The sequence below is a fragment of the Paenibacillus sp. W4I10 genome (assembly GCF_030816325.1).
Classification (GTDB): Bacteria; Bacillota; Bacilli; order Paenibacillales; family Paenibacillaceae; genus Paenibacillus; species Paenibacillus amylolyticus_B.
The window spans coordinates 6,739,085-6,761,256 of sequence record NZ_JAUSXX010000001.1 but is presented as its reverse complement, the minus strand read 5'-3'; the positions used below and the strand labels follow the sequence as shown (position 1 = coordinate 6,761,256).

The 22,172-nt window shown below is 47.5% G+C and carries 16 protein-coding genes, 1 pseudogene and 2 riboswitches; of the genes and pseudogenes, 4 read left to right on the top strand and 13 right to left on the bottom strand.

Going from position 1 to position 22,172, the window contains the following annotated elements; all coding sequences use genetic code 11:
* Window positions 1–24: 24 nt before the first annotated feature.
* The gene (locus tag QF049_RS30340) at window positions 25–1,479 is read right to left on the bottom strand and encodes a PTS mannitol transporter subunit IIBC (protein WP_307542713.1); all 1,455 of its coding nucleotides are present in this window, start codon (window positions 1,477–1,479) and stop codon (window positions 25–27) included.
* A 421-nt stretch (window positions 1,480–1,900) separates the two neighbouring features.
* Window positions 1,901–2,293, bottom strand: a complete 393-nt coding sequence (gene gcvH, locus QF049_RS30335) for a glycine cleavage system protein GcvH (protein WP_047844042.1) — start codon at window positions 2,291–2,293, stop codon at window positions 1,901–1,903.
* A 343-nt stretch (window positions 2,294–2,636) separates the two neighbouring features.
* Window positions 2,637–2,759, top strand: a riboswitch (glycine riboswitch).
* A gap of 3 nt (window positions 2,760–2,762) precedes the next feature.
* Window positions 2,763–2,863: riboswitch (glycine riboswitch) on the top strand.
* 216 nt (window positions 2,864–3,079) lie between these two features.
* Between gcvH and gcvT the strand changes: the two genes are divergently transcribed.
* The 3 genes from gcvT to gcvPB all read left to right on the top strand — a co-directional run bounded on the left by gcvT (window position 3,080) and on the right by gcvPB (window position 7,145).
* Window positions 3,080–4,216 carry a glycine cleavage system aminomethyltransferase GcvT gene (gene gcvT, locus QF049_RS30330; protein ID WP_307542711.1) on the top strand — a complete coding sequence of 379 codons (1,137 nt, stop codon included), beginning with the start codon at window positions 3,080–3,082 and terminating at the stop codon, window positions 4,214–4,216.
* The gene (gene gcvPA, locus QF049_RS30325) at window positions 4,213–5,568 is read left to right on the top strand and encodes an aminomethyl-transferring glycine dehydrogenase subunit GcvPA (protein ID WP_307542709.1); all 1,356 of its coding nucleotides are present in this window, start codon (window positions 4,213–4,215) and stop codon (window positions 5,566–5,568) included. The genes gcvT and gcvPA overlap by 4 nt, the downstream gene beginning before the upstream one ends.
* A gap of 137 nt (window positions 5,569–5,705) precedes the next feature.
* Complete coding sequence (gcvPB, locus tag QF049_RS30320; RefSeq protein WP_307543490.1) at window positions 5,706–7,145, top strand: aminomethyl-transferring glycine dehydrogenase subunit GcvPB; 1,440 nt, start codon at window positions 5,706–5,708, stop codon at window positions 7,143–7,145.
* Between the two features lie 234 nt (window positions 7,146–7,379).
* Here gcvPB and ptsP read toward each other — a convergent pair whose 3' ends face one another.
* The 11 genes and pseudogenes from ptsP to QF049_RS30265 form a co-directional block, all read right to left on the bottom strand.
* Window positions 7,380–9,092 (bottom strand): phosphoenolpyruvate--protein phosphotransferase, encoded by a 1,713-nt coding sequence (ptsP, locus tag QF049_RS30315; RefSeq protein WP_307542707.1) that lies wholly within the window; start codon window positions 9,090–9,092, stop codon window positions 7,380–7,382.
* Entirely contained in the window at window positions 9,085–9,360 is a 276-nt protein-coding gene (locus tag QF049_RS30310; RefSeq protein WP_036617010.1) for an HPr family phosphocarrier protein, read from the bottom strand. Before QF049_RS30310 ends, ptsP begins: the two co-directional genes overlap by 8 nt.
* 77 nt (window positions 9,361–9,437) lie before the next feature.
* Window positions 9,438–11,489: a glucose-specific PTS transporter subunit IIBC gene (ptsG, locus tag QF049_RS30305; protein ID WP_307542706.1), complete on the bottom strand. Its 2,052-nt coding sequence runs from the start codon at window positions 11,487–11,489 to the stop codon at window positions 9,438–9,440.
* A gap of 286 nt (window positions 11,490–11,775) precedes the next feature.
* Window positions 11,776–12,630, bottom strand: a complete 855-nt coding sequence (gene glcT, locus QF049_RS30300) for a glucose PTS transporter transcription antiterminator GlcT (protein WP_307542704.1) — start codon at window positions 12,628–12,630, stop codon at window positions 11,776–11,778.
* Window positions 12,631–12,794: 164 nt separating this feature from the next.
* Window positions 12,795–14,345 (bottom strand): flotillin lipid rafts scaffold protein FloT, encoded by a 1,551-nt coding sequence (locus tag QF049_RS30295; protein ID WP_124115635.1) that lies wholly within the window; start codon window positions 14,343–14,345, stop codon window positions 12,795–12,797.
* Window positions 14,346–14,408: 63 nt separating this feature from the next.
* The gene (locus QF049_RS30290; protein WP_307542702.1) at window positions 14,409–14,945 is read right to left on the bottom strand and encodes an NfeD family membrane protein; all 537 of its coding nucleotides are present in this window, start codon (window positions 14,943–14,945) and stop codon (window positions 14,409–14,411) included.
* A 279-nt stretch (window positions 14,946–15,224) separates the two neighbouring features.
* The gene (locus QF049_RS30285; RefSeq protein ID WP_047844049.1) at window positions 15,225–16,388 is read right to left on the bottom strand and encodes an iron-containing alcohol dehydrogenase; all 1,164 of its coding nucleotides are present in this window, start codon (window positions 16,386–16,388) and stop codon (window positions 15,225–15,227) included.
* A gap of 93 nt (window positions 16,389–16,481) precedes the next feature.
* On the bottom strand, window positions 16,482–17,069 hold the full coding sequence (locus QF049_RS30280) for an MSMEG_1061 family FMN-dependent PPOX-type flavoprotein (protein ID WP_307542700.1): 588 nt from the start codon (window positions 17,067–17,069) through the stop codon (window positions 16,482–16,484).
* Between the two features lie 149 nt (window positions 17,070–17,218).
* Window positions 17,219–18,818 (bottom strand): annotated as a pseudogene (locus QF049_RS30275) (UDP-glucose--hexose-1-phosphate uridylyltransferase).
* Between the two features lie 14 nt (window positions 18,819–18,832).
* The gene (galE, locus tag QF049_RS30270) at window positions 18,833–19,822 is read right to left on the bottom strand and encodes a UDP-glucose 4-epimerase GalE (RefSeq protein ID WP_017686840.1); all 990 of its coding nucleotides are present in this window, start codon (window positions 19,820–19,822) and stop codon (window positions 18,833–18,835) included.
* Between the two features lies 1 nt (window position 19,823).
* On the bottom strand, window positions 19,824–21,005 hold the full coding sequence (locus QF049_RS30265) for a galactokinase (RefSeq protein WP_307542697.1): 1,182 nt from the start codon (window positions 21,003–21,005) through the stop codon (window positions 19,824–19,826).
* A 153-nt stretch (window positions 21,006–21,158) separates the two neighbouring features.
* On the opposite strand from QF049_RS30265, the gene QF049_RS30260 reads away from it, so the two are divergent.
* Window positions 21,159–22,133 (top strand): AraC family transcriptional regulator, encoded by a 975-nt coding sequence (locus tag QF049_RS30260; protein ID WP_307542695.1) that lies wholly within the window; start codon window positions 21,159–21,161, stop codon window positions 22,131–22,133.
* The last annotated feature ends 39 nt before the right edge of the window (window positions 22,134–22,172 follow it).

Genomic DNA, 22,172 nt, shown 5'->3' with positions numbered 1-22,172 from the left:
CTCAGGGAAAACGAATGCGGGCAATTACTTTAGACGTTCAACGAGCGCATCGTATTCCGGGCTTTTTAGGAAGTTGTCGATGGATATATGTTCTGCGTTCGGCGCAACGGAGCGAGCACGATCGGTTAATGTTTGTTGTGTGATCACCACATCTGCATCCGGCGGAATATCACTGATCGCCGTATTGGTCACAGTAACGTCAATCCCCTCTGCCTTCATCTTCTTGCGTAGAATGGATGCACCCATGGCACTCGACCCCATACCTGCATCACAGGAGAAGACAATCTTCTTCACATCTGTTTTCACTGTAGAAGGAGTCATATCTGCGGCTCTGCCTGCTTCACGATGATTAGCCGTAATGCCAGCATTTGGCACGGTTCCTTGACCCTTCATGTCTTTCATCCGACTGGATGCGGACTCCAGATCTTCGTCCTTTTGTTTACCCGTTTTCAGCAACACTGCTGCAACCAGGAAGGAAACGACTGCTGCTACAAGCACCCCTGCGAGCATCGGCAGGTATCCACCTTTTGGTGTTAAGAGGAAATACGCGATAATACTACCCGGTGATGGTGCCGAAACAAGTCCTGCTCCGGTTAGCATGAATGTTAATGTACCTGCGACGCCACCCGCGATTGCAGCAAGAATCAGAATCGGTCTCATCAGAATGTAAGGGAAGTAGATCTCATGAATTCCCCCGAAGAAATGAATGATAACCGCACCTGGTGCAGAAGATTTGGCCATTCCGCGTCCAAAGAAGCAGTAAGCAAGCAAGATACCAAGTCCCGGACCCGGGTTCGATTCAAGCATGTATAATACGGATTGCCCTAATTCTCTTGCTTGATCTGTTGCAATCGGTGTCAGAATCCCGTGGTTGATTGCATTGTTCAGGAACAATACTTTACCTGGTTCAATAATTAGGTTGACCAGCGGTAGCAAGCCCAGATTCATCAGACCTTGTACCCCGGCGGACAATACTTTGCTAATCGCTTCTACAGCAGGCCCGATGCCCAGTAGAGCAATAATCCCCAAGATCCCGCCAATAATACCGGCTGAGAAGTTGTTAACCAACATTTCAAATCCGGCTCTAATTTTACCTTCAATGGATTTATCGAACTTTTTGATGATCCATGCTGCCAGTGGTCCGGCAATCATGGCACCGAGGAACATCGGGATATCACTACCCACGATGACCCCGATGGTCATAATGGCACCCACCACACCACCACGCTGACCATGCACCATCGTACCCCCGGTGTAACCAATTAACAGTGGCAGCAAATATTTGATCATCGGATCGACTAGCTGTGCTAGTGTCTCGTTGGGGAACCAGCCTGTTGGAATGAACATGGCCGTTATTAATCCCCAGGCGATGAACGCTCCCATATTCGGCATGACCATACCACTCAGGAATCGGCCAAAACGCTGCACACCTACCCGTAGCCCACCTTTGGAATTGGACGATTGGTCCAAATTACTCATTGTATTATCCTCCTTGGATCAAGTGATTATGACTTATGAAAGGGGTATCATTTCTCCCCTGCTGTAATCCTAAGCGAGAATGCTCTCCTGTTCAATGAAATGAAAGCGTACTTTCGTCATGAACAATGATGACAACATTAGGTTATGTAATCGTTTCAATCAATGCATAATGGCTGAACCCATTGATACACAAGGCTTTTCCTGCCTATGACTTTTGTCATATCGAGAATCATTTTCTAACCTATAGCTTGGTCCAATCAGGTGATTTACATCCCCAATCTGCCTCTATTCGTATTCAAAACCATTCTTGGAAAGCACAAAAAACCTGTGCAAGCATCCGGCTTACACAGGTCAAAAAAAATATGAAACTCATTTCATTTTGGTTATAAAATATATGTTAATAAGTACAAGTTCGTTGATACTATTCTTCCGTATGTTTACGATACGCGTCTGCGTTCATCAATGTAGACAATGCTGCTGTCAGATCTCCCTCAACACGGATCTCAATCATCCAACCTTCCTCGTAAGGAGAGCTGTTCACAAGTTCAGGTGAGTCCTGCAACGAATCATTGACTGCAATAATTGAACCTGTGACGGGAGAGAACAAGTCCGAAACCGTTTTGACCGATTCGATCGTTCCAATGCTGTCCTCTGCTTTTACATTGGTTTCAAGGTCAGGCAATTCCACAAACACGATGTCACCCAGCTGATGCTGCGCGAACTCGGTAATGCCAATACGTACAGTATCCTCCCCTACGGTTTGCACCCATTCGTGCTCTTCACTGTACAGGAAATCACTTTTCAATTCGCTCATCGATATCCGCCTCGCTTTTCATTAATGAGTGCATGCGTTCTTTGACCTTAACCTTTTTCCCAGAATATAGCGTATGATATTTTTGATTCAAATGTCAAGATACCTCACAATTTATTTGCTGAACACCTCTAAATCCTGTAACCGGATTACACTCTTTCTTCATATACTGGTGAATATTAGAATAGTAAGCGTACTCTTTATAAATACACGAACAATAACATTAAATTTATATTAAACATTCGGTTTTAAATCAATATCTATGATATCGTTCTTGACATAGGTAGTGGATTCACGTTTTAATGAGAGGAGTAAATGTGTTTATTGGACCATGATATACCCGCGGATGAATGTAAAGGGAGAGATTACCCGTGACACCCGATTCGGGATGTACATGAGGTAACGCCGAAGGAGTAAACCACCGATAAGCGGAGGTGAATCTCTCAGGCAAAAGGACTTTTACGGGACGCAACTCTGGAGAGCATCTATTCGCCCTGTGCGGGCGTTATGATCACCCAAGGGGAAACCTGCTGCACATCGCGGCGGGGTAACTCTCAGGTACAAGGGACAGAGCCTTAGAATACAGCGTGCTACTTGGCATGCCGATTCTTTGGCCTGTCCTTTTCCTTTTTCCCAAAAAACGAAAAACAGGATGTAGAACGGCGCTGCCCTAGCTGCTTACCATACTTATGTGATGAAAATATCTAGCTGAAAAATTTAAAAATACCCTGCTTCATTGATCCACGATTATATTTCCGGCCGGTTGACGGTCCATGACGAGGTGATTTGATGTCCGATTTGCTTAGAACACCACTCTTCCCACTATATCAGCAATACGAAGGCGTACGGTGCATTGATTTTGGAGGCTGGGAGCTTCCGGTGCAATTTAGCGGAATTCAGAAAGAACATGAAGCGGTGCGTGAGCGTGCTGGACTATTCGATGTATCCCATATGGGCGAATTCACAGTACAGGGTGAGCAGGCTGAAGTTTTTTTGCAACAAATGACGACCAATGATGTGACCACGCTGGTTCCCGGTCAAGCCCAGTACACCCTGATGTGTTATCCAGATGGCGGTGTGGTGGACGATCTGCTCGTGTATAAGCTGGAAGATCAGCATTATATGCTCGTGGTTAACGCCTCCAACATCGACAAGGATTGGGCATGGCTGCAAGAGCACCTGATCCCCGGCGTAAGCATGACCAACGATTCGGAGCAGACGGCGCTGCTCGCCTTGCAAGGTCCACTGGCTGTAGACATTATCGGGAAAGTTACAGATACGGATGTAAGCTCGATTGAACCGTTTCGTTTTGTGCCGTATGCTGAAGTATGCGGAGTAAAATTACTGTTGTCCCGTACCGGTTATACCGGTGAAGATGGCTTTGAACTATATGTACCTGCGGACCAGGCTACTGTGATCTGGAGTGGATTATTGCAGGCTGGAGAAGAGCACGGGCTGGTTCCGGCTGGACTTGGAGCAAGGGATACGCTACGTTTTGAAGCCAAGCTGCCTCTGTATGGGCAGGAATTATCGGCAACGATCTCTCCGCTAGAAGCTGGCGTTGGTATGTTTGTGAAACTGAATGCCGGACCTTTTATCGGACACGAAGCCTTGTTACAGCAAAAAAATGACGGGCCTGCCCGCAAACTGGTCGGCATCGAAGTGCTGGAGCGCGGTATTCCTCGCCCCCACTATCCGATTTACGCCGAAGGCGTACAGATTGGTGAAGTGACAACAGGCACGCAATCACCTACATTGAAGCGTAATCTGGGGCTTGCCCTCATCGACAGCAACTACGCTGCGCTGGGAACCCCGCTTGAGATTGAGATCCGAGGGAAGAAATTCAAAGCCGAGGTCGTGAAGACCCCTTTTCATAAACGGACACGTACGTCAAAGACACCTACTCAAGGAGCTGATCAAGCATGAGCAAGCACCGTTATATTCCCATGACTGAGCAAGATCAGAATGCCATGCTCGCAACCATCGGTGTGGATACGCTGGAGGAACTGTTTCAGGACATTCCAAAAGAGATTCGTTATCAGGGCGAGCTGCCCGTATCCTCCAAACTTGATGAATATGCGCTGACACGGCACATGTCCAAACAAGCTGGTGCCAATGCCAATTTCGAAACACACGCCAGCTTCCTCGGCGCAGGTATATATGATCATCATGTTCCTTCCGTCATCAATCATGTCATTTCCCGTTCCGAGTTCTACACTGCCTACACACCTTATCAGCCTGAGATCAGCCAAGGTGAACTACAGGCCATTTTCGAATTTCAATCCTACATCTGTGAATTAACCGGTATGGCTGTAGCCAATGCCAGTATGTATGACGGTGCAACTGCCTTTGCGGAAGCAGGAAACCTGGCCGCAGCGGCAACTCGTCGCAAACAGCTTATCGTATCCCGTACCGTTCATCCGGAAGCCCGTCAGGTATTGCAGGCATATGCGCACGGACTCCGTCTGGAGATTGTCGAGATAGGTTATAAGGATGGCGTCACTGATTGGGATGCCTTGCAAGCCGCCATATCGGACGATACCGCTGCTGTCATGATCCAGAGTCCGAACTTCTTTGGTGCCGTGGAAAATGTGAAGCAGGCTGCCGACCTCGTGCATGCGCACAAGGGCCTGCTCGTTGTAAGTGCCAACCCGCTATCGCTGGGTCTGCTGGAAGCCCCAGGCAAGCTGGGTGCCGACATCGTTGTAGGTGATGCGCAGCCCCTTGGCATCGCCGCTTCACTCGGCGGCCCGACATGCGGATATTTCGCCGTATCCCAGCCTCATATGCGCCGAATTCCTGGCCGAATTGTAGGCCAGACCAAGGATCGCAACGGAAAACGTGGATTTGTACTCACACTGCAAGCACGTGAACAGCATATCCGCCGCGAAAAGGCGACATCCAACATCTGTTCCAACCAAGCTTTGCTTGCACTCAGCGCATCTGTGTATATGTCCATCATGGGTAAACAGGGTATGATCGATGTCGCGGATCTGAATTTGCAAAAGAGTCATTACACCCTGAATACATTAACTGCAATTCCTGGAGTTAGCCTTACTTTTAATGCACCAACATTTAATGAGTTTGTTATTAAACTTCCTGAAGGAACCGACTTGGATGCCCTTCAGTTGAAATTGCTGGATGCAGGCTTTATTGGTGGTTACGAACTCGGACGTGATTATCCGGAGCTTGCCGGACATATGCTGATTGCTGTTACCGAACGGCGCACTAAGGAAGAGATTGACGAATTCGCACGAGCATTGGAGGGATCGCTGTGACTCAGGAAACGACGACGACAACGACAACATCGGTACAAGGACAATTGGAAACAGGTACCTCTGTCTCCACTTCGGTTCAACCTGAGACGGATACAACATTTAGTGCACAGACCCTATCTCCTGCTTCGGAACAATCATTGATTTTTGAACTCAGCAGCCCTGGACGTGTCGCTTATTCCTTGCCAGAATGTGACGTTCCTCGTCAGGCTGCCGATACGTTGATTCCCCGGGAAATGCTCCGTTCGGAAGCAGCGGCACTGCCGGAAGTGTTCGAGGTAGATGTTATTCGACACTATACTGCGTTGTCCCGCCGCAACTTCGGCGTAGATAACGGATTCTATCCACTGGGCTCTTGTACGATGAAATACAATCCGAAGATCAATGAGGATGTTGCCCGTTACAATGGATTCGCCAAAATCCATCCGTACCAGCATGAATCCAGCATTCAAGGTGCACTAGAACTGTTATATACGTTGCAAAACGACCTTGCAGGTCTGACAGGGATGGACGCTGTGACCTTGCAACCCGCCGCTGGTGCCCATGGAGAATGGACTGGACTCATGATGATTCGTGCCTACCACGAAGGTCGTGGCGAACAACGTACCAAAGTCATCGTGCCCGATTCTTCGCATGGTACCAACCCGGCAAGTGCAACCGTTGCAGGGTTTGAAACTGTAACGATTCCATCCCGTGCAGACGGACTGGTCGATCTGGATGCACTCCGTGCAGCCGTTGGTACGGATACAGCAGCATTGATGCTGACAAACCCGAATACACTTGGTTTGTTCGAGAAAGACATTCAGGAGATTGCATCCATCGTACACCAGGCTGGTGGTTTGCTATATTACGATGGCGCGAACTCCAATGCCATTATGGGCATTACTCGTCCGGGTGATATGGGCTTTGACGTAGTGCATCTGAACTTGCACAAAACGATGAGTACGCCTCATGGCGGTGGTGGACCTGGCGCCGGACCTGTCGGCGTGAAGAGCCGTTTAATCCCGTTCCTGCCTAAACCGATGGTGATCAAAAATGATGATGGCGTGTATGCACTGGACCGCGAAGGAGATCAATCCATTGGACGGGTTAAAGCGTATTATGGCAACTTCGGTATTCTGGTACGTGCCTATGCCTACATTCGCACCTATGGACCGGAAGGCTTGCGCCGTGTATCTGAGTGTGCGGTACTGAATGCCAACTATATGATGGCCCGTCTCGCACCTTACTACGAGATTCCGTATCCAGGGGTATGCAAACACGAATTCGTCATGTCTGGTCGGGGATTGAAGCAGTATGGTGTGCGTACACTGGATGTTGCCAAACGATTACTTGATTTTGGATATCACCCGCCTACGGTATACTTCCCGCTCAACGTTGAGGAATGCATCATGATCGAGCCGACGGAAACCGAAAGCAAAGAAACACTGGATGGGTTTATTGATACGATGATACGGATTGCCAAAGAAGCGGAAGAGACACCGGAGTTGGTACTCAACGCACCTTACGGAACACCGGTTACTCGACTCGATGAGACTACCGCGGCCCGCAAACCTGTACTAAACTGCGCTTGCAGTTAAACACTAAGTGAGTTTCTAATCCATGCTCTTGCTGATGTTAACTTACCCCAGCAAGAGCATTTTTTTGCCTAGACATTACAGGGTCTTTCTCCTCGTACTCCCCTCCTATACATTCGCGCAACAAAAAAAGCCGATATCCACAATGAATCGCGGATACCGGCAAAATCGCTGCACGACTGCAGCTTTTTATCGGAAAAAGAAAAAACCTCAAATCCGGAGGAAACTCCGGCAAAATTACGCTTGAATGCTTTGAACCAATTCAACAACTTGTTCAGCCGTTTGCATATCCAGAGCTTTAGCAGCCAGTTCCTGCATATCCGCACGGGACAGCTTGGTGATCTGACTACGAGCTGGCAGAATGGATGTTGCGCTCATGCTGAACTCATCCAATCCAAGACCAAGCAACAATGGAATTGCTGTTTCGTCTCCTGCCATCTCACCACACATGCCAACCCATTTGCCTTCACGATGCGCTGCATCGATAACCATTTTAACCAAACGCAAAATGGCTGGGTTGTAAGGTTGATACAGATACGCCACTCGTTCGTTCATACGGTCAGCAGCCATCGTGTATTGAATTAGATCGTTCGTTCCGATACTGAAGAAATCCACTTCTTTGGCAAACTGATCCGCCAGAACTGCAGTCGAAGGAATTTCGACCATGATTCCGAGTTGAATGCTGTCAGAAACAGCAATCCCTTCAGCAACCAGCTTCTCTTTCTCTTCGAGCAAGACAGCTTTTGCTTCACGGAATTCACCGAGTGTTGCGATCATTGGGAACATGACACGCAGGTTTCCATGTACGCTTGCACGCAGCAATGCACGCAATTGTGTACGGAAGATATCCAGACGGTCCAGACACAGACGAACTGCGCGGAAGCCGAGGAATGGATTCATTTCTTTTGGCAGATCCAGATATGGAAGCTCTTTGTCTCCACCGATGTCGAGTGTACGAACAACAACAGGTTTGCCTTCCATTTTTTCCAGTACCGCTTTGTAAGCATTATACTGAATGTCTTCGGAAGGAAGCTTGTCTCTGCCCATGTAAAGGAACTCGGTACGGTACAGGCCTACAGCCTCGCCGCCGTTTTCCAGAACACCTGTTACATCATTTGGTGTACCGATGTTGGCTGCAAGTTCCACATGAACGTTGTCCACCGTTACCGTTGGCTCATCACGTAGTTTTCTCCACTCTGCACGTTGTGCATCATACTGTTCCTGCTTGGCACGGTATTCAGCAATAACTTCATCAGTAGGGTTAACCAGCACGTGACCATCCAGACCGTCAACAATGATCATATCGCCTTGTTTCGCTTGAGCCAAGATGTCCTTGGTTCCAACGACAGCAGGAATTTCAAGAGAGCGAGCCATGATCGCTGAGTGAGAAGTACGTCCACCAATGTTAGTTGCAAAACCTTTAACATATTGGCGGTTCAATTGAGCCGTATCGGAAGGCGTCAGATCCTCTGCAAGCACGATCACTTCTTCATTGATCTCAGCCGGGCTCATGAAGTCGATACCAAGCAAGTGATTTAGCACACGTTTGGTAACGTCACGCATATCTGCTGCACGTTCCTGCAGGTATGCACTCTTCATGTTCTCAAACATGGAGATAAATTGCGATGCCGTTTCGTTCAAAGCAAACTCTGCATTGATCATGTCATCTGCAATTCTAGCTTTAACCGGATCAATCAGTTCCGGGTCATTCAGAATGAGCAAATGCGAAGCAAAAATCTCAGCTTTTTTCTCGCCAAGCTCTTGTAAAGTACGCTCTTTGATCGCCTCAAGCTCAGCCTGGGATTTACCCAGAGCTGAGTCGAGTTTTGCGATCTCTGCGTCAACGTCGTTAATTTGGCGTTTTTCTACAGAGTAGTCAGGATGCTCCAAGATAAACGCCTTGGCGATAGCAATACCCGCCGAAGCCGCGATCCCGGAGACATTAAGCATTAATTTCGCCCAACCCTTCGTTAACCATAACGTCAGTCAAAGCTTGAAGAGCTTCAGCTTCGCCTTCGCCTTCAACGATGATGCTGATTGTGTCGCCTTGTTCCAATCCGAGGGAAAGAACACCCAGAATGGATTTCAACGTTACTTTTTTACCGTTAGCTTCTGCAAAGGATTCTGCACCTTTGAATTTGTTTGCTGTATTAACCAGGGCTGTCGCCGGACGTGCGTGGATACCATCTTCGTCTGTAATTCTGAATGTTTGTTGCATTACAATCATCTCACTTTCAGTAATTTGGTTTTGGCATTGCATATATTTACACTAGCTTGCCATCGTCGTAACACTTCTTATTTTATCTCAATGATTGGCTGATCGCCAACTTTCAGCACTCCACTCTTCTTCAGGGTTACCGTGGAGCCCTCTGGCAGGTTGGTGAAAATAACTGGCGAAATGATGGATGGAGCGTTTGCTTTGACATACTCCAGATCCACTTCCATAATCGGCTGACCTGCCGATACCAGATCACCTTCCTGTACCAGTACGTTAAAGCCTTGACCTTTCAGCTTCACCGTATTAACACCTATATGAACAAGCACTTCCTTGCCACCATCGGACATGATGCCCACGGCATGTTTGCTTGGAAATACATTAAACACTTTACCATACACAGGAGAAGTTATCGTACCATCATGTGGCAAAATTGCGAATCCATCACCTGTCATTTTCTCAGCAAAGACCGGATCAGGTACGTTTGTAATGTCCAGTAATTCACCATTAACTGGCATGACAATATCCTCAGCAACGATGCGCTCGCCTTGCTCACCTTGTGCCTTTTCCTCTTCAGGGGTTGGTTTGGCAGCTGCTGGCGTTGGTGCTGGTGTTCGTCCTGCAATAATATCCTGCATTTGAGATTTGATCGTGTCGGAACGTGTTCCGAAGATGGCTTGAACATTATTACCCACTTCAAGTACACCAGATGCACCCAATTGTTTCAAACGATCTTTTTTCACATTGGATTTCTCATTAACTTCAATCCGCAAACGAGTAATACAAGCGTCCAGATGTTTGATATTTTCCTTGCCACCAAAAGCTTCAAGAATGTTATGGGGCAGATCATCCGTTGAACCAGAGCCTCCGCCAGATTCGGTTTCAGGTGTTGCATCCTCTCGTCCAGGTGTTTTGAGATTGAATTTGCGAATGATAAACCGGAAACCGAAGTAATAGATCACCGCAAGAATCAATCCGACAATAATAACGTCCCACCAAGGTGTACGGTTCGGAATAATTCCGAAGATCAGGAAGTCAATGAACCCACCGGAGAAGGTCATACCGATCTTGACACCCAAAATTTGCATGGTCATGAAAGACAAACCTGCAAAGATACAGTGTACTGCAAACAGGATTGGTGCTACAAACAGGAACGAGAATTCAAGTGGTTCTGTGATACCTGTCAGGAACGAGGTCAGCGCAGCTGAACCCATGATACCTGCAACATACTTTTTGTGTTCCGGTCTTGCTTCATGGTACATCGCAAGTGCGGCCGCTGGCAAACCAAACATCATGAAAGGGAATTTACCAACTTGGAATGTTCCCGCTGTAAGGTTCACACCATCACGCAATTGATTGAAGAAGATTTGCTGGTCACCACGGATGACATCTCCTGCTTTGTTCACATACTCACCGAACTCAAACCAGAATGGGGAGTAGAAAATGTGGTGAAGACCAAACGGAATCAATGACCGTTCTACAACTCCGAAGATAAATGCCGACAATGTCGGGCTTGTATCTACCATGAAGTGAGATACAGCATTCAATCCATTTTGAATCGGTGGCCAGATAATCACCAAAAGCAACCCGATTAAGAGGGAAACAACCGAAGTGATAATCGGAACAAAACGTTTACCTGCAAAGAAACCGAGGTAAGACGGCAGTTCGATTTTGAAAAATCGATTGTAACACAGCGCGGCGGCAATACCTATGATTATACCTCCGAACACGCCTGTACTTAATGTTGGGATACCCAAGATGCTGGCATAACCCGGTACTTCACCGATCATGGCCGGAGTAACCCCTACTGCGGTACCCAGTGTGACGTTCATGACTAGATAACCGATGATCGCTGCGAGACCTGCAACCCCTTCGCCACCGGCCAATCCGACGGCTACACCGACGGCGAACAGCAATGCCAGATTATCGAATACGATCTGACCTGCGTTCATCATAATTGTTGCGATCGAGTTCACCCAAGGGGTGTCGAGCGCCGTTACATATTGCAAGAAATCTGGATTAACCAGCATGTTGCCAATTCCGAGCAGCAAACCTGCCGCAGGTAGAATGGCTACAGGCAGCATGAGAGCTTTACCTACTCTTTGCAATACACCAAATAGCTTTTTAAACATCGCGTCGTTTCTCCCTTTCGTCTAAGTTATATGTTGTGATGCAAGCAAGGGAACACAAAAAAGGCATGAATTAATAAAGTAAACTGTGCCAACCTTGGGGTATAGCATACCCTGTACAAGGAAAGAACAATCACACTTTAATTAACTCATGCCTGATCGAGTCAGTAACACGTCGCTTATGTTTATTCAGTTGCTTGATTACGGAAACCATTGTAGCACCAGTTCTAATCTATTGCAAGCCTTTACACCAAAAAAATAAATTCCGCATTCCATCACTGGAATGCTCTCACTTATTCTCTTCTTCCTTCCGCTGATTCAGCCTTTGCAGATGAATGGTCAGATAACCTACCTCCGCAGGATAAACCGGCAGTTTCAGTCTTTTCTCCATTACTTTGGTCAGTTTCCATGCAAGCGAGTACATTTCGGGATACTCCAACTTGAGCAGGGAATCCAACTTATGAAGCTCTTCCACTTTGTCTCCACGCCGAACACGCTCAAGGGCAAAACGAAGATGAGTCAGCAAACGAGAGTAATCCAGCGATTCCGTTTCAAACGAATAATCGAGTTGATCGGACACCAGGTTCACCAAATCAGTGATCAATTGTGAATGTTCACGTACCTGGGATATATTTTGATTGGTCATTGCACTATAGATATGGAGGGCAACAAAACCAATCTCGTCCATCCCCAAATCTACACCCATTTTCTCTTTGATCAGTCGAACAGCGTATTCTCCCATTCGATATTCTTCAGGATAAATCTCGCGGGTTTCATATAAAAATGGATTTTGTATGACAATGCCCTGCTCCTTGCGTTTTAACGCGAAAGAAATGTGATCGGTTAATGCAATATGGATATGTTCATTCAGAGGAACGTCCGTACGCTCTGCAATATACGTAATAACTTCGTTAATAATCTCGATCAGTGCTTCATCCACCTGTGGAAGAAGCTGTTTGTACTGCTCTTGCTCCTGCTGGTTTTTCAAAATGAACATTTTCTCCACAGCCATCAATGGAATGTGATCACTCGGTTTTCGGTTAAAGCCAATGCCTTTACCAATAACAACGACTTCCCCGTGTTCAGGATGCTGTGCAATGATTACATTATTATTTAGCGCTTTATCTACATGCAGGCTGCTCATTGTTTGCACCTCTTTTTCACACCATCTTAGGTGTGATAAGTCACACCCTATTACGAACGAAAAGACACCCGGAGCGGGCAAACCGCGCCGGACGTCTCGCTTAAAAAGTAACAAAAATTCGTCTTAAGGTCAATAGAGCAACCATGCAAGATTCGAAGTGCTTCTTACTCGTCGACTCCAGCTCTTTCCACAATCTTGTCGATTATAGAAGGAGTTGTAACAGCCTCGCTCTGTTGAATGGCAACTGGCGCAGGTGTTTTTGACTTCGTAAGGCCTTTAATCAGCTGCTCTACATCGATGCCGGATACACTCTTGAGCATCTCTGGAGCGGTCGCCATAAGTTCGGTAACATAGTTACTCACTCGCGCTGCACCTTCACCTTTACCTGTATCTACCACCGTCAGTTTATCAATGGATGCAATTGGCTCTGCAATTTTGCCAGCCAGTTCAGGCAGCATTTTGACAATAATATCGAGTACAGCCGCTTCGCCAAACTTCTGGAACGCCTCGGCGAGTTTTTCCTTCGCTTCCGCTTCGGCAAGACCACGCAAACGAATAACTTCTGCATCTGCTGTACCTTTGGCAAGTTCCGCATCCGCCATGGCCTGACCTTCAAGTCGCTTCTGTTCAGCTGTTGCTTTGGCATGTGTTTCGATGGAATACTGTACTGCATCAGCTTCACGCATTCTTTTGGCTTTATCCGCTTCGGCAGCCTGCTCTACCGCATAACGATCCGCTTCTGCCTTTTTCTTCACTTCGGCATCGTATTGCTTCTCGCGTACAACGATTTCTTTTTCCTGGAGATCGATCTCACGTTCTTTACGAACGAGTTCAACCTTCATTTCTTCTTCCACCACAGTCTGTCTCGCGCGCGCTTCATGGATATGGTAAGCCTGATCGGCTTCTGCTTTGGCTGTATCCTGATCCCGCTTAAACGTGGCTACTTTCAGTTCTTTCTCTTTGGCTGCCTCAGCGATATTGGTATCACGCAGCAACTCTGCTTTTTGACCCTGCTCTTCCGCATTGGCCTTCTGAATACGTGCATCACGCATCGCTTCCGCTTCAGCTATCTCGGCATCACGCTTCACTGCGGCAATTCTCGGTTTACCGAGAGCATCCAGGTAACCCTGTTTGTCACGCACATCCTTGATGGTAAATGAGACAATTTGAAGGCCCATTTTCTTCAGATCTCTAGCTGCTACGCCTTGAACCTCTTGCGCAAACCGATCCCGGTTCCGATATACTTCTTCCACCGTCATTGTACCGAGGATGGCCCGCAAATGCCCCTCCAGTACCTCCTGTGCTTCGCTTCTCAGCGCTTCTACAGGTTTACCGATGAATTGCTCAGCTGCCGTAGCAACGTCTTCTACAGCGCCTCCAACCTTGATAATAGCTACACCGTCAGCAATAACCGGAACCCCTTGCTCCGTGTACACTTCAGGTGTAGAGACATCCAGCTTGTGGGACAACAAGGAGATAAACTCCGATTGTTGGAATACCGGCAGGATAAATGCACCGCCACCACGAACAATCTTAATTTTTCGGCCAGAATCATCATCGGATATATTTTTACTACCCAGGAATGATCCCGTAACAATCATCGCTTCATCCGGTCCAACCGTTTTGTATCTCGCCCAGAAAGCCAGACCTAAAATTAGAATGACTCCGACTACAACTATGGGAATCAACAAAACATCCCAATCTAAATTTTCCATTCCACATCTCTCCCCTTATTCATTCATGAAGATTGCTTAAACTACTTAGGTGATAAGAAAACTTTATAAATCTTTAAGTACATTTTCATCCCATTCCGACACACGCAGTACACCATCTACAACATCCACTACGACAACACGGGCTCCCGCCGCAATGGGGAGGTGTTCAAAACTGGATGCCGTTTGAATCGTACTACCGGATGCAAAACGAATCATTACTTCGCCAAAACCTTTTTCCGGCACCGGAATGGTAATTTCCCCAATTTCCCCAGATAACTCTTTCATTGAAAATGCAATCGAGACATCGCTGTTACGCATCGGTTTGATATATGCGAAGAATACCAGCATGGCTGCAGCAATACCTATAAGCAGGGATAATATTAGACCCGACATCGAACTTAATGAACTATAACGTGTCAGCATAATGCCTGCCCCACCGAAGGTTGTAATGGAACCAGCTAGCACAACGGGTTTGAAAAAATCAAGTCCTGGCATTTCGAAGGCTCCGTCCAGCAAGCCGTCAATCAAGTCACCCAGCACAAGGCTGACAACTGCAAATATTGCTCCTCCGATCAGACACCCCCAATAAATTGTCTCCATCCCCTGTTCCTCCTCTCTCTGCCGCAAATTCATCCTAACTGGGCATTCCACATGTAAATAAATACGTAGCTGACATCAAAATGTTTCAAAATCTTTCCTCAAATGTATTCTGGAGCCGATAATGGATATTATCACGACATTCTTTAGTTCATGCTTCAAGATCCTCCCTCATTCATGCACGCATCCAAAACATAGAAAAACCGCAAGCCCCCATAAAGGGGACTTGCGGTTATTGGACAACAGAATGTGTCCGTTCACTTGTCAGTGATTATTATAGAATTACAGAGAAGCCTTGTAGATGGATACAACATCTTCCCGTTGCAGTTTCTTGAAGTTACCAAATGGGCCAAACAGCATAGCTTTATCAGCCATTACATCGATCTGGCTATCATCGATATCGTAATCAGCCAAACGGTTAGGGGCACCAATGGATGTCCAGAATTTGCTGAGCGCATCGATACCTTCTTCGGCAATCTGTCTGTCAGACTTGCCTTCAGGATTCACTTCGAATACATTAATTGCCAGACGTTTGAATCGATCCACATTGACATCCAGATTATGCTTCATCCAGTGCGGGAACAAGATGGCCAGTCCGCCACCATGCGGGATATCATACACTGCGGATACCGCGTGTTCGATATTATGTGTTGCCCAGTCTCCTGCGAGACCCATATTCAGCACACCATTCAATGCCATCGTTCCGCAATACAGAATCGTTTCGCGCAGTTCATAGTTCTCCAGATCCTCAACCAGACGAGGTGCTGCTTCCATTACGGTACGCAGAATCGTTTCACAGAAACCGAGTTGAACCGGTGTGTTGGCATCCAGATGGAAGTAATGCTCCAATACGTGGGACATCATATCCACCATACCATATACCGTTTGGTCCAGTGGAACAGTGTATGTATTCACCGGATCCAGGATGGAGAATGCAGGGAATGAATAAGCGCTACCCCAGCCCAATTTTTCTTGTGTATCCTGATTCGTAATAACCGAACCGGAGTTCATCTCCGAACCCGTTGCTGCCATCGTTAATACGGTACCAAGCGGAAGAGCGTCTTGTGCAACGGCTTTGCGCTGAGCAAAATCCCACATGTCGCCATCATATTTAGCACCTACAGCAATCGCTTTGGAGCAGTCCAGTACACTACCGCCACCTACAGCGAGAATCAGGTCAATGTTATTCGTTTTGCAAAGGTCTACCCCTTTATGCACCGTAGAAAGACGTGGGTTAGGTTCAACGCCTGCCAGTTCAGTCACTTCTGCTCCAGCTTCCTTAAGCAATCCGATCACTTGATCATACAGCCCACTGCGTTTGATACTACCGCCACCATATACAAGCAGAACCCGTTTACCGTATTTCGGCACTTCTGTCTTTAATGCTTCCAGTTGTCCTTTACCGAATATCAGACGGGTTGGATTATAGAATTGGAAAGATCTCATATCTATTGTCGCCTCCAAGGGAGTTTAGAATTTTTAGTGCAACTCCAATTATAGTACCCCGTTTATAGAAAAACAAATCGATAGTCACTCACTTTATAACAATCCGTTAATCTCCAAATGTGCTCTAAACATCTCGCTCGTTGAAGGCAAATCCTCAGCGTCCACCCATGTTTCATGGTCCCATAACCCAGCCTGTTTGAATGCCCGCGGACAATGGATAAAACACTCTTCCACATCTACAATGACAGCTGCACCTATGGTTTTACCACTCCAACCCATGCTGGCGATGAATTCCTCATCCTTGGTAATGGTTGCTGTGCCATTAATACGCAGCACTTCATTCATACCCGGAATCAAAAAGAGCATACCAATACCAGGGTTCGACAACATGTTCAACAACGAGTCTATTCGCCGATTGCCTGGGCGCTCGGGATAAACGAGCCGGTATGTATCGTACACTTTTACAAATCCCGCTCCATCACCCCGAGGTGACACATCACTTTTTCCATTATGATCGGACGTGGAGAGGAAAAATAATGGTGACATGGATAAAAAGTTCTGAACATGTGAATCCACAAATGAGATTGCCTTGTTACGCACATGTTCATGCGGTTCACCCACCATGCCTTGCAGTTCCTCAGCATCTGTAATCAACGGAATATCCAATGCCTGCTTTTCCAAGTTATTAACCCCATTTCCTCAATTCATTGCGGTACTCCAGGACTTCACTCCATTATAACTGGCTCGGAAGTTCATTCCAATGCACTCAAATGTCAAGAACAACAAGAACACCCGCTCATGATTGGGCGGGTGTTTTGGTTTGTTGACTGCTATTCCGTGTATCCCATGCTGCTTACAAAACGACGGAAAGCCTGGCGTCCTGCTTCATCATATTTGTAGACACCTGCATGTTCCAGAATCTCAGCAAATTTTAAGCCAACTTCCTGTTGGACAATGGCAACAGCTTGTTCTTTGTCCAGGTTAGGACCAAATCGTTCAACCAGCTCTTCGGCCCAGCCCAGATGTTTGTTCAACACATGATCAGAGGCTTTGGCGGCTTCAGCAAGTTTAACATCTCCAGCGAGAATATCCGCGATACTGTCCAGTTCTTCTTTCAAACGGCCTGGCAGGATGGCAAGCCCCATCACTTCGATTAGACCAATGTTTTCTTTCTTCAGATGGTGCATCTCACGGTGAGGATGGAAAATCCCTTCAGGATGCACATCATTCGTGCGATTGTTACGCAATACAAGATCCATCTCGTAGCCACCGTCTGCACTACGACGAACGATTGGTGTTACCGTATTGTGTGGTACCTGTTCACCGTCTACTTCACTGAATGCTTCGATATCCACAGCCGAATCACTGTAAACCTTCCACGCCTCATATACGGCGTTACCCGCTTCAAGCAGCTCTGCAGGATCGTGTGAAGCCAGACGCATTACGGACATTGGCCATTTCACAAGACTCAATGTAAGTCCAGGTGCATCCGCATGGCGGAATACCGCCTCTGGCTGTGCATTTTGAATCGCAAACGTATGACGTCCGCCCTGGAAATGGTCATGTGTAAGGATAGAACCGCCCACGATCGGCAGATCTGCATTAGACCCGATAAAGTAATGCGGGTACTCCCCAACAAAGGCAAGCAGCCTGCGCAGCGTATCTTTGGTCAGTTTCATCGGCACATGATCATGATGGAAAATGATGCAGTGCTCGTTGTAGTACACATACGGCGAGTATTGGAACAACCAAGGCTCGTTGTTAAGATCCAGCGGAATGACTCGCAGATTCTGGCGGGCCGGGTGATTCACTCGACCAGCGTAGCCTACATTTTCACGACACAGCTGGCACTTTGGATATACCGGCGGCGGAAGCAATTTCGCCATGGCAATTTCCTTTGGACTTTTCCTCCGGTTTTGACAGGTTGATGGTAATCTCCATGTCTCCATAGGCCGTATCCTGTGTCCAGTAAACGTTCTTCGCGATCCGATCCATCCGAATGTAGTTGGAGTTAATCGACAAGTCATAGAATTGAGATGTGGCCGCCTCAATACCCTCCGTCTGCTCGGTGTGGCGGAAGGCACGTACCACTTCCGATGGGCGTGCCATCAAATGACCCATGATTTTGGCATCCAGCAAATCACGGAACGTATCACTATTTTCAGGAATGAGTCCAATGGAAAATCCATAATCGATCAACGTATCCAGCATTGCCTGTGGACCATCGGGCACAGTCGTGTCCAACTCGCCGGCATAAGGCTCCGAGAATCCGAATTGTTCAAGCAGGAGGTTGCGGCTATAATCCCAATCCGCTTCCTCGATTAATTGTTTCTGCAAGGCAAATGCAACCAGACGTTCAATGGCATGCAGTGCTTCCTGCTGCTCCGGTGTCCGCTCTGTGGCACCTGCTGCAATATGAGTCTGTGACATAAGGTGTTCGCCTCCTAGTTTTTTCCGTAGCCGTCAGGACGTGATTGGTGCCAGCTCCAAGCGCTTTGAATGACATCTTCCAGATTGGTCCATTTCGGATTCCAACCCAGGACAGATCTCGCTTTTGCAGATGAAGCTACCAGCACAGCCGGGTCACCCGCACGACGTGGTTCCTGTACAACCGGAATATCGAGGCCGGTCACTTTTTTAGCTGTTTCGATCACTTGTTTTACCGAGAATCCTGTGCCGTTACCCAGGTTGAACACATTACTGTTCTCACCTTTGCGAAGATAATCTACTGCACGCAGATGTGCATCAGCCAAGTCGCTCACATGGATATAGTCACGGATACATGTTCCATCTTCTGTTGCATAGTCGTCACCAAACACGGCGATGTGCGGACGTTGTTTCAAAGCCGTTTGCAGCACCAGTGGAATCAAGTGACTCTCTGGTTGGTGATCTTCACCAATTTTGCCACTGTCATGAGCACCGGCTGCATTGAAGTAACGCAGGGAAACGTATTTGATATCCTGAACTTTATCGAACCATGACATCATGCGTTCCATCATCAGCTTTGTTTCGCCGTATACGTTGGTTGGCTCTGTACGATCACTCTCTTCGATTGGCACTTTCTCAGGCTCGCCGTAGGTAGCTGCTGTAGAGGAGAAGACGATGCGGCGTACGTTCGCTGCATTCATCGCTTCCAACAGACAGAGTGTACCAAACACGTTGTTGTCATAATATTTAACCGGGTCTTTCATACTTTCGCCTACGAGTGAGTTGGCTGCAAAGTGAATGACTGCATCGATTGAATTCTCAGCGAACAGCTTCGCCAGAATTTCTTTGTCACGCAGATCCCCTTCATACAACTTACCGCCGAGCAGCGCCTCACGATGCCCTGTCTGCAAGTTATCCAGTACAACAACCTCTTCTCCACGTTCCAACAAAGCCGCTACCGTATGAGATCCAATATACCCTGCTCCACCTGTCACCAAAATTGCCATTTTACTTCGCCTCCTTCAATTCTTTAACACCGTCGCCTACGCCGCACACATAAAAATCACCTTTGAGAGTGGTACGCGCTTCATAAGCAGCGCCCACTTCGCTTACAAAACGCTCGACATCATTTTCATGCACCAGCGATACGGTACAACCGCCAAATCCTGCGCCAGTCATTCGGGCACCAAGTGTGCCAGGAATCCGCTGAGCTTCTTCAACCATAACATCCAGCTCATCACAGCTTACTTCGTATAAGTCGCGAAGCGATTCATGAGAAGCGTTCATCAATTTGCCGAAGGTTTCCAGATCATTACGCTGCAATGCTTCGACTGATGCGAGCACACGCGCGTTCTCTTCCACAACATGTTGCGCACGCTGTCTTACTTTCTCATCCTTGATCTGATCCTGTAGTGTTACGAACTGCTCTGGCGTCAATTGAGCCAGGTAATTCAGTGCAGGCAGCTGTTCCTTTAAGATGGCAAGTGCCTGCTCGCATTGGGAGCGACGTTCATTGTATGCCGAATCTACCAGACCCCGGCGTTTGTTTGTGTTACCGATGACCAATTTGTAGGAGCCTGTACGGAAAGGAACCTTTTCGTACTCCAGTGTGTCACACATCAGCAGGATCGCGTGATCCTGAGCACCGTTTGCGACAGCGAACTGATCCATGATTCCACAGTTGACGCCTACAAACTCATTTTCCGCTTTCTGGGACAAAAGCGCCAGTTGAACCGTATCAATATCCGATACACCCTCCAGAGACTGAATCGCAAATCCGGTGAGTACCTCCAGAGATGCAGATGATGAAAGTCCTGCCCCGTTCGGAATCTCCCCGTGGTACAGGAAGTCGTAGCCTTTTGTTACATTTACGCCTTTGCCTTGCAATTCAACCATGACACCAACAGGATAGTCGGTCCATTCTCCGGTTTTCTCCTTACCGATGGAGGAAGTGTCCAGTACCCCTTCATAAGACATGTTCGTGGAAGCCAGTTGCAACTTGTTGTCCTGCCGCTCACGAATGATCAATGTTGTTCCGAATTCAAGTGCTGCCGGAAGTACGTATCCACCGTTATAGTCAATATGCTCACCGATCAGATTCACACGCCCAGGGGCATGAAATACACGGATGTCCGCTCCACTCTCTCCGTACTTCTCAATAAACTTTTGTTCCAATTCAGTTACGTTCACTGCTGGTGCACCTCGCCTCGTTGTTGTGGTTTTCTTAATGTTATTATATAAGAAAGCGGTGCCTCTTGTAATGCAACCATGTGTGTTTCATATGGATAAATGTGACCTTAAGGCGTATAATGATCGGAGCATCCCGGAAAGAAGGAAACGACCATGTCAGACCAATTCAACGCCAAGAAAGAATCCCATGCATCTTCTAACGAAAAAATACAGGAATCACCTTCCGGAAAAAGCGGAGCACTCAGTTATTCGGTTGCCTCCAATCCGGTCTATTATGAACAAGGGGCACTGCATGTCCTGTTTGCCGGAGCAAGCCAGACCCTACCGGGTCACGCCCTCGGACCTAAATTGTTTGATTATTATCTGCTGCATTATGTAGAAAAAGGAGCGGGTACGTTCCGTACCGAACTGCACACCTACGAGTTATCCGCAGGTGATTGTTTCCTCATTCATCCTGGACAACTGGTAAGCTACCAGTCACATGCCCGCAATCCATGGCAATACCGTTGGATCGCTTTCACGGGCAGCCAGGCTGCCCAATATACCGAAGAAGCCGGATTCCGCCCGGAAAAATCCGTTTTTCATGCCGGACCCTCTTGTGGAATTTCCGATTGGTTATCCGTGATGCAGGATGCTTTTGCCGAGCGCAAAGAAAGCTCCCATTTCACATCACTGGGTACGTTATATATGATTCTAGCCGAAGCACAGAATCACCTTTCGCAGGGCCAAACCTTAATTCCCGGTGAATCCTCCATCCGACGTACGGTGAAACAGATGATTCAATATATGTCTACCCAGTATGCCTATCCTGTCTCCATTGAACAAATGTCTGCGAGCCTTGGGTACAACCGGGCCTATCTATCCCGTATTTTCAAACAGGAAACCGGACTGTCGCCAGTCACGTATCTGCTAAAACTGCGGATCGACAAGTCGCGCCAACTCCTAAGAGAACGCCCAGATCTGTCCATCGAACAGGTATCTGCATCGGTTGGACTGCCAGACGCGCTGTATTTCTCCAAACAGTTCAAACGATTTCACGGTGAAGCGCCCAGCTTGTATCGAGAGAAGATACTGTCCCGTCCACTACATCAGGGGTTACAGCAGAATGCTCAGCAAAACAAACGGTGAGCAACATAACGGACGGAACCACGTACGACAAAAAAAAAG

Bases quoted from the DNA above. Each gene is read 5' to 3' on its own strand.
- gcvPA (WP_307542709.1), top strand. From the start codon at position 4,213: ATGAGCAAGCACCGTTATATTCCCATGACTGAGCAAGATCAGAATGCC.
- QF049_RS30340 (WP_307542713.1), bottom strand. From the start codon at position 1,479: ATGAGTAATTTGGACCAATCGTCCAATTCCAAAGGTGGGCTACGGGTA.
- QF049_RS30295 (WP_124115635.1), bottom strand. From the start codon at position 14,345: ATGGAAAATTTAGATTGGGATGTTTTGTTGATTCCCATAGTTGTAGTC.
- QF049_RS30285 (WP_047844049.1), bottom strand. From the start codon at position 16,388: ATGAGATCTTTCCAATTCTATAATCCAACCCGTCTGATATTCGGTAAA.
- ptsP (WP_307542707.1), bottom strand. From the start codon at position 9,092: ATGCTTAATGTCTCCGGGATCGCGGCTTCGGCGGGTATTGCTATCGCC.
- galE (WP_017686840.1), bottom strand. From the start codon at position 19,822: ATGGCAATTTTGGTGACAGGTGGAGCAGGGTATATTGGATCTCATACG.
- QF049_RS30260 (WP_307542695.1), top strand. From the start codon at position 21,159: ATGTCAGACCAATTCAACGCCAAGAAAGAATCCCATGCATCTTCTAAC.
- QF049_RS30310 (WP_036617010.1), bottom strand. From the start codon at position 9,360: ATGCAACAAACATTCAGAATTACAGACGAAGATGGTATCCACGCACGT.
- gcvT (WP_307542711.1), top strand. From the start codon at position 3,080: ATGTCCGATTTGCTTAGAACACCACTCTTCCCACTATATCAGCAATAC.
- gcvH (WP_047844042.1), bottom strand. From the start codon at position 2,293: ATGAGCGAATTGAAAAGTGATTTCCTGTACAGTGAAGAGCACGAATGG.
- glcT (WP_307542704.1), bottom strand. From the start codon at position 12,630: ATGAGCAGCCTGCATGTAGATAAAGCGCTAAATAATAATGTAATCATT.
- ptsG (WP_307542706.1), bottom strand. From the start codon at position 11,489: ATGTTTAAAAAGCTATTTGGTGTATTGCAAAGAGTAGGTAAAGCTCTC.
- QF049_RS30290 (WP_307542702.1), bottom strand. From the start codon at position 14,945: ATGGAGACAATTTATTGGGGGTGTCTGATCGGAGGAGCAATATTTGCA.